Source organism: Litoreibacter meonggei (genome assembly GCF_003663885.1).
Taxonomy (GTDB): domain Bacteria; phylum Pseudomonadota; class Alphaproteobacteria; order Rhodobacterales; family Rhodobacteraceae; genus Litoreibacter; species Litoreibacter meonggei.
In genome coordinates, this window is the sequence record NZ_RCCE01000003.1 from 330,350 (window position 1) to 344,109 (window position 13,760).

13 protein-coding genes are annotated in these 13,760 nt (G+C 59.1%); 3 read left to right on the forward strand and 10 right to left on the reverse strand.

Annotation, left to right across the window (positions count from 1 at the left end):
• The first annotated feature begins 33 nt into the window (after window positions 1-33).
• The 3 genes from BCF46_RS10075 to recR all read left to right on the forward strand — a co-directional run bounded on the left by BCF46_RS10075 (window position 34) and on the right by recR (window position 2,847).
• A complete protein-coding gene (locus tag BCF46_RS10075) occupies window positions 34-1,767 on the forward strand; it encodes a DNA polymerase III subunit gamma/tau (protein ID WP_121023813.1) in 1,734 nt (577 codons plus the stop codon).
• Window positions 1,768-1,843: 76 nt separating this feature from the next.
• Window positions 1,844-2,188: a YbaB/EbfC family nucleoid-associated protein gene (locus BCF46_RS10080; RefSeq protein WP_121023815.1), complete on the forward strand. Its 345-nt coding sequence runs from the start codon at window positions 1,844-1,846 to the stop codon at window positions 2,186-2,188.
• 62 nt (window positions 2,189-2,250) lie between these two features.
• A complete protein-coding gene (gene recR, locus BCF46_RS10085; protein WP_121023817.1) occupies window positions 2,251-2,847 on the forward strand; it encodes a recombination mediator RecR in 597 nt (198 codons plus the stop codon).
• Here recR and BCF46_RS10090 read toward each other — a convergent pair.
• The 10 genes from BCF46_RS10090 to BCF46_RS10135 form a co-directional block, all read right to left on the reverse strand.
• Window positions 2,844-4,490, reverse strand: coding sequence for a peptidoglycan-binding domain-containing protein (locus BCF46_RS10090; protein WP_121023819.1), 1,647 nt, complete (start codon window positions 4,488-4,490; stop codon window positions 2,844-2,846). The two genes, recR and BCF46_RS10090, sit on opposite strands and share 4 nt — an antisense overlap.
• Before the next feature lie 14 nt (window positions 4,491-4,504).
• Window positions 4,505-5,659, reverse strand: coding sequence for a phenylacetate--CoA ligase family protein (locus tag BCF46_RS10095; protein ID WP_121023821.1), 1,155 nt, complete (start codon window positions 5,657-5,659; stop codon window positions 4,505-4,507).
• A 36-nt stretch (window positions 5,660-5,695) separates the two neighbouring features.
• A complete protein-coding gene (locus BCF46_RS10100) occupies window positions 5,696-6,517 on the reverse strand; it encodes an ABC transporter ATP-binding protein (RefSeq protein WP_121023823.1) in 822 nt (273 codons plus the stop codon).
• Between the two features lie 122 nt (window positions 6,518-6,639).
• Window positions 6,640-7,911, reverse strand: a complete 1,272-nt coding sequence (locus tag BCF46_RS10105) for an ABC transporter substrate-binding protein (protein WP_121023825.1) — start codon at window positions 7,909-7,911, stop codon at window positions 6,640-6,642.
• A gap of 52 nt (window positions 7,912-7,963) precedes the next feature.
• Window positions 7,964-9,040: a branched-chain amino acid ABC transporter permease gene (locus tag BCF46_RS10110; RefSeq protein WP_121023827.1), complete on the reverse strand. Its 1,077-nt coding sequence runs from the start codon at window positions 9,038-9,040 to the stop codon at window positions 7,964-7,966.
• Window positions 9,040-9,291: a hypothetical protein gene (locus BCF46_RS10115; protein ID WP_121023829.1), complete on the reverse strand. Its 252-nt coding sequence runs from the start codon at window positions 9,289-9,291 to the stop codon at window positions 9,040-9,042. Before BCF46_RS10115 ends, BCF46_RS10110 begins: the two co-directional genes overlap by 1 nt.
• Before the next feature lie 2 nt (window positions 9,292-9,293).
• A complete protein-coding gene (locus tag BCF46_RS10120; protein WP_121023831.1) occupies window positions 9,294-10,280 on the reverse strand; it encodes a branched-chain amino acid ABC transporter permease in 987 nt (328 codons plus the stop codon).
• Between the two features lie 20 nt (window positions 10,281-10,300).
• Window positions 10,301-10,819, reverse strand: coding sequence for a hypothetical protein (locus BCF46_RS10125; protein ID WP_121023833.1), 519 nt, complete (start codon window positions 10,817-10,819; stop codon window positions 10,301-10,303).
• Complete coding sequence (locus BCF46_RS10130) at window positions 10,812-11,633, reverse strand: ABC transporter ATP-binding protein (protein WP_121023835.1); 822 nt, start codon at window positions 11,631-11,633, stop codon at window positions 10,812-10,814. Before BCF46_RS10130 ends, BCF46_RS10125 begins: the two co-directional genes overlap by 8 nt.
• 55 nt (window positions 11,634-11,688) lie before the next feature.
• The gene (locus BCF46_RS10135) at window positions 11,689-13,650 is read right to left on the reverse strand and encodes an AMP-binding protein (protein ID WP_245989991.1); all 1,962 of its coding nucleotides are present in this window, start codon (window positions 13,648-13,650) and stop codon (window positions 11,689-11,691) included.
• Between the last annotated feature and the right edge of the window lie 110 nt (window positions 13,651-13,760).

The window sequence follows — 13,760 nt, forward strand, 5'->3', positions numbered from 1 at the left end:
GGCTCCGGGACGACCCGAATCCAAGGAACTCCCATGACTGAAACGACCAGCGGCGGCTATCAGGTTCTGGCGCGGAAATACCGCCCTGCGACGTTTGCCGACCTGATCGGGCAGGACGCCATGGTCCGCACCCTGAAAAACGCCTTCGACGCGGGCCGCATCGCGCAGGCCTTCATCATGACGGGCATTCGCGGCACCGGCAAAACCACCACCGCGCGGATCATCGCCAAAGGCATGAACTGCACCGGCGCGGACGGCACTGGCGGCCCAACCACGGAGCCTTGCGGCACCTGCGACAACTGCGTCGCCATCGCCGAGGGTCGCCATGTCGACGTCATGGAAATGGACGCGGCGTCCCGCACCGGCGTCGGCGACATCCGCGAAATCATTGACTCGGTGCATTATCGTGCCGCCTCCGCCCGCTACAAAATATACATCATCGACGAGGTGCACATGCTCTCCACCTCCGCCTTCAACGCTTTGTTGAAGACGCTGGAGGAGCCGCCCGAGCACGTCAAATTCATCTTCGCCACCACGGAAATCCGCAAGGTGCCGGTCACCGTCCTGTCGCGCTGCCAGCGCTTCGATCTGCGCCGGATCGAGCCGGAGGTAATGATCGCCCACCTGCAATCCATCGCCGCCAAGGAAAGCGCCGAAATCGCCGAAGACGCGCTGGCCCTGATCACCCGCGCCGCCGAAGGCTCCGTCCGTGACGCCATGTCTCTGATGGATCAGGCCATCTCCCACGGCGCGGGCGAGACCACCGCGCCGCAAGTTCGCGCCATGCTGGGCCTCGCCGACCGTGGCCGCGTGCTGGACCTGTTCGACCTCATCATGAAGGGCGACGCCGCTGGCGCGTTGCAGGAACTGTCCTCGCAATATGCCGACGGTGCCGACCCAATGGCTGTCCTGCGCGATCTGGCCGAAATCACCCACTGGGTCTCCGTCATCAAGATCACGCCCGAGGCCGCCGACGATCCCACCGTCGGCCCGGACGAGCGCACCCGCGGCGCACAAATGGCCGAGGCCCTGCCGATGCGCGCCATGTCCCGCATGTGGCAACTTCTGCTGAAATCCTTGGAGGAGGTCGCCAGCGCCCCCAACGCCATGATGGCCGCCGAAATGGCGATCATCCGCCTCACCCACATGGCCGACCTACCCTCGCCCGAGGAACTGGTGCGCAAGCTGCAAGACACACCGCCGCCACCTACGCCACCCGCAGGCACCACCGCCCCACAAGGCGGCATGACCACCGCACGGGCGCAAACCCAAACGGTCAGCGCAGGCGGCGGCACCTCCGCCGCACTCGACCTGTCGGCGGAAACCGCACTGGCCCACTACCCCACCTTCAACCACGTGGTCGGCCTGATCCGCACCAACCGCGACATGAAACTGCTGGTCGAGGTCGAAGGCTACGTCCAACTCGCCCACTACTCCCCCGGCCGCATCGAGTTCGTCCCCACCGACAACGCCCCCCGCGACCTCGCCGCCCGCCTCGGCGCGCGCTTGCAGCAATGGACGGGTCAACGCTGGGCCGTCACGCTGGTCAATGAGGGCGGCGCGCCCACGCTGGCCGCCGAACGCGACGCAGAGGCCAACGCGCTGAAAGCCGAGGCGACGGAACACCCGCTCATGCAAGCCACCTTGCAAGCCTTCCCCGGTGCGAAAATCATCGACATCCGCACCGCCGCCGATCTGGTGCAGGAAGCCGCCGTCGAGGCCCTGCCAGAAGTCGAAGACGAGTGGGACCCGTTCGAGGACGACTAGTCACAGCCGCTTGTGGCCCCTATATGCCCACTGTCATAACCACCCCAAACACGATTTCCCAACTGGAGACTCTCAGATGCTCAAAGGATTAGGCAGCCTCGGCGATATGGCCGGAATGATGAAAAAAGCCAAAGAAATGCAGGACAAGATGACCCAGATGCAGGAAGACCTGCAAAACATCGAAGTCCAAGGCGAAAGCGGCGCAGGTCTGGTCAAGGCCACAGCCACCGCCAAAGGCATCCTGACTGGCCTCGACATCGATCCGTCGATCTTCCACCCCGACGAAAAGGAAGTCGTCGAAGACCTGATCCTCGCCGCCATCAAAGACGCGCAATCGAAAGCCGCCGCCAAAGCCGAAGCCGAGATGAGCAAGCTCACCCAAGAAATGGGCATCCCCGCGGGAATGAAGCTCCCCTTCTAACCTATCATTGCTTCAAAAATACCTCCGCCGGAGGCTCCGACAGCAACACAAGGCGCGCCCGTTTGAGTAGCACGAAAGATATCGACGCATTGATCGAGATGATGGCCAAGCTCCCCGGGCTTGGCCCCCGCTCGGCCCGTCGCGCGGTGTTGCACATGATCAAGAAGCGCGCGCTGCTGATGATCCCGCTCTCCGACACCTTGCAAAACGTCGCCGCCACCGCGCGCGAATGCCTCAACTGCGGCAATATCGGCACGTCAGACGTCTGCGACATCTGCACCTCCCACAAGCGCGCCAACGGCGAGATTTGCGTCGTCGAAGACGTGGCCGATCTCTGGGCGATGGAACGCTCCGGCGTCTTCAAGGGTCGTTACCATGTGCTCGGCGGCACGCTCTCAGCGCTGGACGCAGTCGGCCCCGAAGAACTCCGCATCCCGAAGCTGATGACCCGCGTCGCAGACGAGCACATCACCGAAGTGATCCTCGCCCTGAACGCCACGATCGACGGCCAGACCACGGCCCATTACATCGCCGGAGAGCTTGAAACACGCGGCATCCAAGTCACGTCACTCGCTCAAGGCGTCCCCATCGGGGGGGAGCTGGATTATCTCGACGACGGCACAATCTCCGCCGCCCTGAAAGCCCGCAAAGCGCTTTAACGCAGCACGGAATCCGCCAGCAATCGCACCAAGGTTTGCTGGTTCAGGAACCCAGTGCGCGGCAGGTTTCGCGCCTCTTGATACCGTCTGATCGCACGACGGCTGTCATCATCAAATGTTCCGTCCACGGCACCGGGTTTCAACCCCAGTGACTCCAGTCGATCCTCGACCAATCGCCGTGTGGTGCCGTTCAACCCCAGCCGTTCCTCGTTGCGTTGCGCCGCTTCCAGTGCGCCCGCGTTCTTCGCCTCGAATTCCAGCTCGGCAATCTTCGCGCGGGCTTGCTCGACAAACGCCCCTTCGGGGTTCGCCTGAACATAGCCTTCATAGGCCGCGAGCGACCCTACCGATTCCGCCGCATCCCAAGCCGCACGATCCTGCTCTGCCGCCGCAGCGCGACGCGCCTCTTCAAACGGCTCCAACCGCGCGGTGGCAATCTCTGCGAATACGCCGTCAGGATAGCGCTCCAGATAGGCGCGCAGCCCGGTCTCGTCACCACCTTGACCGGTCGCTCTCCAATAGGCGCGGTCTTTGCGTTCCAGTTCAATCTTGCGTTTCTCGGCCTCTATTTCCAATTCCTGCGCACGGCGGTCCGCCTGCGCGCCCAGCCGTTCAATCTGCGGTTGCGTCACGAAGCCCGTCGCAGTTTCGCCATTCACGTTCTGCCATTTCTGAATCGCCGCACGCGATCCTCGCCCGAAAATTCCGTCGATCCCTTTGGGGTCATACTCCAGCAGCGACAGCGCCCGCTGAATTTCCCGCCGCCGGTCACGGCTCAGGTTCAGCGCCTTTTCACCCTGCTCCGCCAACAGCAAGGGTTCCGCCTTGATCTTGTCAATCTCCGCACGCGCCTCGCTTGCAAACAGCCCGTCAGGATGGCGCTTCAGATAGGCCTCAAACGCGTCCATCGTGTCGATATCCTGCGTCACCTTCCAGAACGCCTTTTGCTCTGCATCAGGGTCGGCTTTTGCGACGACAGGCGGGGCCGCCCCGTCACTCGGCAGGAACGGTACCAAAGGCGCCATGAACCCCGAGCCGGTCAAACTCGGCCAAGCATTTAGCGCGTTGGCAATCGACTGCCCCTTCACGCCTAAGGCATCCTTAGCGAAATCCGCCACGTCACCCGAAGGGCCGGTAATGACACTCACGCCTTGCGGAATATCCAAATCGCCTAACCCAGAATTCACACCAGCGCCAAACTCAAACTCTGCCTCTTCCACGCCAAGTGCAACAACCGCGCCTCCCGGTGCGCGGGCCGCGATGTCCATCAGAACGCCCAAAGAAACTGACTGCGCAGCAACAGCACCCAAATCCGGCCCATCTGCATCCGCGCCAACGAACCAACTCCCGCTCAAACTATTCCCGAAATGCCCCGACAAGGCGATCAGCACCCGACCCGACCCGCCCACCTTGGCGTTCAGCTCGGACACCAGTCCCGCCAACGCCCCCGCCGTCAGATCAGACCCGCTCAGCACCTCGAACCCCGCCTCTTCCAGCGGCGCGACCGCGTCCAGCATCTCGTCCGCTGCGCTCAAATCGCGCCCGTTGGCATAGTCTTCGTTGCCGACGACAAGGGCCACATCCCCCGCCCAAACCGGCACCGACGTCATCAACAAAGCGGTTAGGCTGGCACGAAATCTCATGGCAAAATCCTTATCTAGTTGTAGCTGCGTTGGTCCTCGATCACGAGGCCATCGTTGGGCAGGCTGCCCACAGGGACAACGTCCACCGCGCCTTTTAGTTTCAATACATCCGCAACCGAGGCCGCATAGGCGTCCGCATTCCCGCCCTCAGCCTCGATCAAAACACGCATCGTGTCCATCTCGCCGTCACGGGCGGCAACAACCCGCGCACGGGCAATCTCGGGGTGTTTCGCCACCAAGTCGGCCACCTGTTCGGGCCGCACGAACATGCCCTTGATCTTGGTCGTCTGGTCGGCACGTCCCATCCAGCCCTTGATCCTCATATTCGTCCGCCCGCAAGGCGAGACGCCCGACATCACGGCGCTCATGTCGCCCGTGCCAAAGCGGATCAGCGGATAATCAGGATTCAGCGAGGTCACCACGATCTCACCTACCTGCCCTTCGGCCACAGGGACACCCGTGCCGGGCGTCACGATCTCCACGATCACGCCCTCGTCGACGATCATCCCGTCCATCGCGTCCGACTCGTAGGCGATATGCCCCAAATCGGCGGTGGCGTAGCATTGCAGACATGCAATCCCGCGATCCGCATAGCCCTGCCGCAGCGACGGAAACAGCGCCCCACCGGACACCGCCGCCTTGGTGAAGCCCAAGACTTCCCCCATCTCGTCGGCTTTCTCCAAAATCACGTTCAGGTAATCCGGCGTCCCCGCATAGGTCGTAGCACCCACGTCCTTGGCCGCCCGCACCTGCAATTCCGTCTGCCCCGTACCCGCAGGCAACACCCGCGCCCCCACGGCCCGCGCACCGTTCTCGAACATCATCCCCGCAGGCGTCAGGTGGTAGCCAAAGCAATTCTGCACCACATCCGTGCGGCCAATCCCGCAGGCATGCAAAAACCGCCCGAAGCGCCACCAGTCATGGCTCACCCCACCCGGCTCATAGATCGGCCCGGGCGACTGGAACACATGTGCCACGTCGCCTACATTCATGCCGCCAAACGGCGGTTGCGCCTTCTGCTTGGCCGATAGATCAGACTTGCGCAAAACCGGCACGCCAGCCAGCTCCGCCAAGCTCCCCAGCTTCACCCCAAGCGCACCCAAAGCCGCCAGATGAGCCGCTTCCCGCGCATCCGCGCTGCGGGTCTCCAGATCGTCATAGAATCCCACGTCACGTCTCCATTTGGTTTAAAATTCTCGAAAAAGCTACGACAGCCACCGCTTGCGGCGCCGGTAGCTGCGCACATCGCGGAACGATTTGCGCCCTTCATCCGACATGCCAAGGTAAAACTCCTTAACATCCGGATTCTCCCGCAACTCCGCCGCAGGTCCGTCCATCACCACGCGGCCGCTCTCAAGAATATACCCGTAATGCGCAAAGCGCAGCGCCACGTTGGTGTTCTGCTCGGCCAGCAGGAAGGACACGCCTTCTTGCTCATTCAGCGACTTCACGATGCCGAAAATCTCTTCCACAAGTTGCGGGGCCAATCCCATCGACGGCTCGTCCAGCAGGATCGTTTCCGGCTTGGCCATCATCGCGCGGCCAATCGCCACCATCTGCTGCTCCCCGCCTGACGTATAGCCCGCCTGCGACGTCCGCCGCTCCCGCAAACGCGGGAAGTACGCATAAACCTTCTCCAGATCAGCCGCCACAGCGCCGCGCCCGTCAGACCGCGTATAAGCCCCCGTCATAAGGTTCTCTTCAACCGTCAGGTGTTCGAAGCAATGCCGCCCTTCCATCACCTGAATAACCCCGCGCTTCACCATGTCCGCAGGGTCCAGCCCGGCGATGTGGTCACCGCGATAGATGATTGAGCCCTTGGTGACTTCGCCCCGTTCCGAATGCAGCAGATTCGATACCGCTTTCAGCGTCGTCGACTTTCCTGCCCCGTTGCCACCCAATAGCGCGGTAATCCCGCCTTTGGCCACTTTCAGAGACACGCCCTTCAGCACCAGAATGACGTGATTGTAAATCACCTCAATGTTGTTGACCTCCAAGAGGGTCTCGGTTTTGGAACCATCCAGCATTTCAACATCCCGTTAAGGTTAACACGGCCCGCGTCATTATACGGAACGTCGTGGTTTCATCTTGGCAAAAATATTCAAATTCCCCGGCCCGCCACAACAGCAGGCCGGGGAAATTTCACGGCTTACTTACAGCCAGCCTCGATACCGGCTTCCGCGGCAAACGCAGCGCTGTCTTCGTCGATCAGCGGCTGGATCACGTCTTGATCAGAGCCTTCATAGCCTGTGATCAGCGACCATTTCTTCGCTGCTGCATCCCATTGCGCCACAGCCCCAAGACCGTTGCCGCCGTGGTTCTGGCAGGACACTTTGAATTCAGGACCAAAGCCCGGAAGGCCGATTTCAGCCATTTTGGCTTCGGTCATTTCCAATGCTTCCATGCCGTCGCGCATCATCGCAGGTGTCAGGTTTACGTCACCCGAAAGCTCCTGTGCGGTTTTGGCAGCTTCCGAGGCCAGCATCGCCGCATACATGCCGCGGTTATACAGCGCTGTGCCAAGCTGATCGCCAGCACCCGCCGCTTTGCCCGCATCGACCACGTATTTGCGCAGATCGTCATACAACGGATAGTCGTCGCCCAAGTTGTGGAACGTCAGCGCCTTGTAGCCGTTGGCGCGGTCGCCCGCTGGCAGCACGTCATTCTCGGAACCCGACCACCAGATGCCGATGAAATTCTCCATCGGGAAGCGGATGTTCGCGGCTTCCTGAATGGCAACCTGGTTCATAACGCCCCAGCCATACATGATGACATTGTCAGGCTTTTGTTGGCGAATTTGCAGCCATTGCGACTTCTGCTCTTGGCCGGGGTGGTCGACTGGCACCAGCATCAGCTCGAAGCCATGCTTCTTGGACAGCTCTTCCAGCGTGCGGATCGGCTCCTTGCCATAGGCAGAGTTGTGATACACCAGCGCGATTTTCTTACCCGAGATGTCGCCAAGCGACATGATGTGGTTGATCGCGTGCGACGCACCATCCCAGTAGTTGGCGGGGTAGTTGAACACGTTGGAGAACGTCTCGCCGTTCTTCGCAGATGTCCGGCCATACCCCATCGTGTGCATCGGAATGCCGTCCGCCGTTACTTTCGGGATCAGCTGGTAGGTGATGCCGGTCGACAGCGGTTGATACACCAATGCGCCTTCGCCTTTGGTGGCCTCATAGCATTCAACGCCCTTCTCGGTGTTGTAGCCGGTTTCGCACTCGATCACTTTGATCGGGACGCCACCAATGCCACCGTCACGCTCGTTGAGCAGGGTGAAGTAGTCCTCATAGCCATCCGCGAACGGGATGCCGTTGGCCGCGTAGGGGCCGGTGCGGTAAGACAGCGACGGGAACACAAGGTCCGCCATCACCGGGCTGGCTGCCATCACGGCTGCCACTGCAAGTGTCGTAAGTTTCATCTTTAGTATCCTCCCTTGGATTTCTAAGTAGGCGGGCTTCCCCGCCACACCGCTAATGCGGAAACGGCCAGAGCCGTAGTTTCTCTTTCGCGACCCGCCAAAGCTGCGCCAGCCCGTGCGGTTCCAGAATCAGGAACACGATGATCAGGCCACCGGACACGATAAACTGCAAGTGCGCAGCCAGATCGGTGGGCCAGCCCAGCATCCCCACAAACACGTTTTTCAGGAACACCGGCAGCAGCACCATGAACGCCGCCCCCGCGAACGATCCGAAGATCGAGCCCAGCCCGCCAATGATCACCATGAACAGCACCAGAAACGATTTATCGATCCCGAAGCTTTCACCCACTTCGGCGGCCCCCAGATACACGCTGAAGAACAGCGCCCCTGCGATGCCGATGAAGAAGCCCGACACGGCAAACGCGGTCAGCTTGGCCATCATCGGGTTCACTCCGATAATCTCGGCGGCAATATCCATGTCGCGGATCGCCATCCACTTCCGACCGACCGAGCCGCGCGTCAGATTGCGCGCGATCAGCGCCGCCAGTGTCACGAAGATCAGGCAAATCATGTATTTCGCCCAAGCCTCGGTGTTCGGTCCCGTCACGATAATCCCGAACACACTGCGCTCCGGCGACGATATCTGCCCCGAGGCCGAGTAGTTGTAAAACCACGGCACCTTGTTGAACAGCCACACCAGAAAGAACTGCGCTGCCAGTGTCGCCACCGCCAGATAGAACCCTTTGATGCGCAAACTTGGCAGGCCAAAGATCGTCACGACCCCCGCCGTCACCAGCCCCGCAAGCGGAACATGGATCAGCATCGACACTTCGGGGAACGCGGTCATCAGCTTGTAGACCGCATAGGCCCCCACAGCCATAAACGCCCCCGTGCCAAGCGATACCTGTCCGCAATATCCGGTCAGGATGTTCAACCCGATCGCCGCCGTGGCGTAGATCAGGAACGGCACGAATACCGCGTTCGCCCAGTAATCATTGATAAAGAACGGCACGACCAAAAAGGCCACCGCCAACACCAGATAGTAACGATACCGATCAAACTTGATCGGGAAAGTTTGGCTGTCTTCGGAATAGGTGGTGCTGAAGTCGCCTGATTCACGGTAGAACATTAGGTGACTCCCTCGTCAGTTTCCCGAAGATGCTCGGGCACGCGGTTGCGCGGTTTGGCATAGCCAGAGGCCTCGGAGTGGCGCACCAATTGCAAATAGGTGAACAGCCCGACAGCGGCACCGGCCACGGCCAGCAATCCGGCGACCATGATCTGTGTGGTGTTCGCACTGTCGGCGCTCAACGCCAAATACCCGAAGGCCCAAAAGCCCGACCACGCAACGACATTCAGAATGGCGATAAGTTTGTTCATCGTCACACCCTCTCGATAATCTTCTCGCCGAACAGCCCTTGCGGGCGGAACACGAGGAACAACAAGGCCAGCACATAGGCGAACCAGTTCTCGGTCGCCCCGCCGACCATCGGGCCGATCAGGAACTCGAACAGCTTCTCTCCCACGCCGATAATCAACCCCCCGACAATCGCGCCGGGGATCGAGGTAAACCCACCCAGCATCAACACTGGCAACGCCTTCAGCGCAATCAGCGACAGTGAGAATTGCACGCCCGATTTGGCGCCCCACATGATCCCGGCAACCAGCGCCACAAAGCCAGCAATCGACCAGACCAGAACCCAGATGAAGTTCAGCGAAATCCCCACGGACAAGGCCGCTTGGTGGTCATCGGCAACGGCGCGCAAGGCGCGGCCCTGCTTGGTGTATTGCGAAAACATGATCAGCGCCGCCACCAGGAAAACCGCAACAATCGTGGCCGAGATATCAAGGTTGTCGATGAAGAAGCCGTAGCCAAATGCCTCAAACGTCGTGACGTCGATCCAGTCGTTGATCCCCTGCGGCAGGCCCACATCCAGCTTTTTGATGTCGGAGCCCCACATCAGATCGCCTACGCCCTCAAGGAAATACGCCAGCCCGATGGTCGCCATGAACAAGATGATCGGCTCTTGGTTGACCAGATGCCGGAAGATGTATCGCTGCACCAGCCACGCGAAGACCACCATGACCCCTGCGGTCAGAATGATCGCCAGCAAGGCAGGCACGTGCCAGCCGAAATGGTGCAACTCCGTTCCGAAGATCGCGTTGATGATGTGGCTGAACGGTATTTGCCCGTCCATAATCCCCACCAAGGTCAGCGCCGCAAACAGTGCCATGACGCCTTGCGCATAGTTGAAGATGCCGGATGCTTTGAAGATCAGCACAAAGCCCAAGGCCACCAGCGCATAAAGCACGCCGGCCATCAGCCCGTTCAGGATGACTTCCATCGCAAAGAGAAACTGCTCAGGCATTGGAGCCTCCATTTAGTGGTTCACGATTCAAGGTCAGTCTCCTCAACGCGCAAGGTGAACTGGCCACCCTTCATCTGCATGCTCAGCGACACATCAATTTTCGGCTCACGCCACTGGGTGCTACGCACGACAAAGCCAAGCACCGGCTCGCCGATCAAATTATAACGCTCATCAGCTTGGGCGCGTGCGCTCCATTCGAATCCCGCATCCATCAATTCCCGCGCCTGTTCACCCCGAAGAGTCACACGACACCATTTGGGCTGGTTTGCACGCCCGTCAGAGATCGCCAGTTTCACGTCACCGATGCGGTAGGTCGAATACGTGTCACCGTCGTTTTTGAATTTCTTGTCGTGGCGCAGATCATCCGGCTGCACCAGTGCGACATTCTCCATCGGCACCAAACACCGCGTCTCGAACTCTTCCCAAGCGCCTGCCTGCGCGCCGGAGGCGGCCAAAAACACCACCCATAGCGGTCCGGCAACCTGCCCGACGCAAAGCCGACGCTTTGCCGACGTTATGCAGACGCCGAATTTAGTCATGCGCCACACCTAGATAGGCGTCGATCACCTCTTGGTTGTTGCGCACCTCATCCGGTGTCCCGTCGCCGATCTTTTTGCCGTAATCCATGACGACCACACGGTCGCTAAGGTCCATAACCACGCCCATATCATGCTCAATCAGCGCAATGGTCGTTCCAAATTCATCATTAACATCAAGGATAAAGCGGCTCATGTCCTCTTTTTCCTCGACGTTCATCCCCGCCATAGGCTCATCCAGCAACAGCAGTTTCGGCTCCGCTGCCAAGGCCCGCGCCAGCTCCACCCGCTTCTTCAAGCCATAAGGCAAACGGCCAACAGGGGTTTTGCGAATGGCCTGAATTTCAAGAAAATCAATAACTTTTTCAACAACTTCGCGATTTTCCGTCTCTTCCTTCTCGGCCTTGCCCTTCCAGATCATCTGGCTCAGCATCCCCGATTTCATATGCGTCAGGCGCCCCGTCATGACGTTGTCCAGAACGCTCATCCCTTCAAACAAGGCGATGTTCTGAAACGTCCGCGCAATCCCTTGCCGCGCCACTTGGTAAGGCCGCATCTGGGGGCGCTTTTTGCCATGGAACCAAACCTCGCCCTCTTGCGGGTTATAGAAGCCGGAAATCACGTTCAGCATCGACGACTTACCGGCCCCGTTTGGCCCGATAATAGCGCGAATTTCACCCTCATTAATATCGAAAGAGATATCCTTGATGGCCACCACCCCACCAAAGCGCAGAGTGATATTCTTCATTTCCATCATGGTATTACCGATCTTGCGGCCGTCCGCAGTCGTGTAATTTCCACCTGTCAAAGCGTTCATAGGGCTACCTCACGGGATGGCGGGCGGGGCGATGATGAAATCGAGCGACGCACCGTCATTCCGCCGCAACTTTCCGGATTTCAAATACTCGGGCATCGCGCACCTCAAGTGTCGCTTTGATCGACCCTTTGCGCCCGTCTTCATAGGTCACTTCCGTCTCGGTCGAAATCTCCGGCGATCCATCATAAAGCGCCGCGATGATATCCGCGAACTTCTCTTCAATGATCCGGCGTCGTACTTTCAACGTCCGCGTCAACTCCCCGTCATCCGCATCAAGCTGTTTGTGCAGCACCACAAACCGATGCACCTGACATCCAGACAGCATTGGGTCTTCCGCAACGCTCGCATTCACCTCTTCCACGTGGGACTGCATCGTCGCCAGTACCTCAGGATGGCCTGCCAACTCTTGATAGCTGGAATAGGCGATATTGTTGCGTTCCGCCCAATTCCCCACAGCCGTCAGATCAATATTCAGGAACGCCGTGCAGTACTCTTTGCTGCTGCCAAAAACCACGGCTTCCAGTACATTCGGGAAAAACTTTAGTTTGTTTTCAACGTATTTAGGTGCGAACAGCGATCCGTCCGCCATTTTGCCAACATCTTTTGCCCGGTCAATGATCCGTAAATGACCACTGCCTTCTTCGACAAAACCCGCGTCACCCGTCGCGACCCAGCCTTCCGCATCCTTGGTCGAGGCGGTACTTTCGTCATTCTTGAAGTAGCGCACAAAAACGCCCGGAGAACGGTAGAACACCTCGCCGTTATCCGCAATTTTCAGCTCAACTCCGGGGCTAGGGACACCTACGGTATCGGAGCGCACTTCGCCATCAGGCTGCTGCGTAATAAACACTGACGCTTCGGTCTGGCCATAAAGCTGTTTCAGGTTGATCCCGAGCGAGCGGTAGAAATCAAAAATCTCGGGCCCGATCGCCTCACCCGCCGTGTAGCCCACGCGCACCCGCGTGAAGCCAAGCGTATTTTTTAAAGGCCCGTACACCATCAACTCGCCCAGTTGGTATTTCAGCTTATCGCCAAGCCCGACATCTTTGCCATCCAGCAAATCCGGCCCCACTTTTTTGGCATGCGCCATGAAGTGATGGAACAGCCATTTCTTAAAGCGTCCCGCATCCTCCATCCGGATCATCACGTCAGTCAGCTGGGTCTCGAACACCCTCGGAGGCGCGAAGTAATATGTCGGCCCGATCTCACGCAGATCACTGTGCATTGTGGCTGGGCTTTCAGGGCAGTTCACGCAAAAACCGGTCCAAAATGCCTGCCCGATGGAGAAGATGAAATCACCCACCCATGCCATTGGCAGATAGGCTAGAATTTCGTCATCAAAGCGCAGGTCATCAAAAGCGGAAGATGCCTTGGATGTCTCGATGATGTTGCGGTTCGAGAGAACAACGCCCTTGGGTTTGCCCGTCGTACCCGACGTATAGAGCATGACGCATGTGTCGTCGTAGGTTTGCTTGTCAAGGCGGCGGTTCAGTTCAGCACGATCACCGTCAGCGCGACCTTTCTCTTGCAGTACTTGGTATTTTGTCAAAGCCGTGTGGTCGTATTTCCGCATGCCCCGCGGATCCAGATAGACCATGTGCTCAATACCCGGAAGTCGGTCATGCACCTCAAAGACCTTGTCGATTTGCTCTTGATCCTGCGCGATCACAAAACGTGCGTCGCAATGGTCCAACACATAGGCAATCTCTTCAGCTACTGAATCTTGGTACAGCGGTACTGGTACAGCGCCGACCATTTCTGCGGCGACGAAGCTCCAATAGAGATATGGACGGTTTCGGCCAATGATCGCTATGTGATCACCTTCGTTCACCCCGAGGGTAAGAAGACCCAAGGCAAGCGCTTCAATTTCCTCCGCAACTTCAGACCACGTCCAGCTTTGCCAGATGCCAAACTCTTTTTCGCGATACGCTGGCTTGTCGCCAAACTTATCGACATTGCGCGCCAAAAGACGAGGCAACGTATCCAGACCAGCCGAAGCAGATGTTGCGTGAACCAAATTTCCCTCCCAGAGCCGGAATAACCGACGGTAGAGCTAAGCGCTCCCTGTTGCGGGAATATTGAGCGGCGAGCGGTGACACGTCAAATGTTTTTTTGAACGATCGTTCA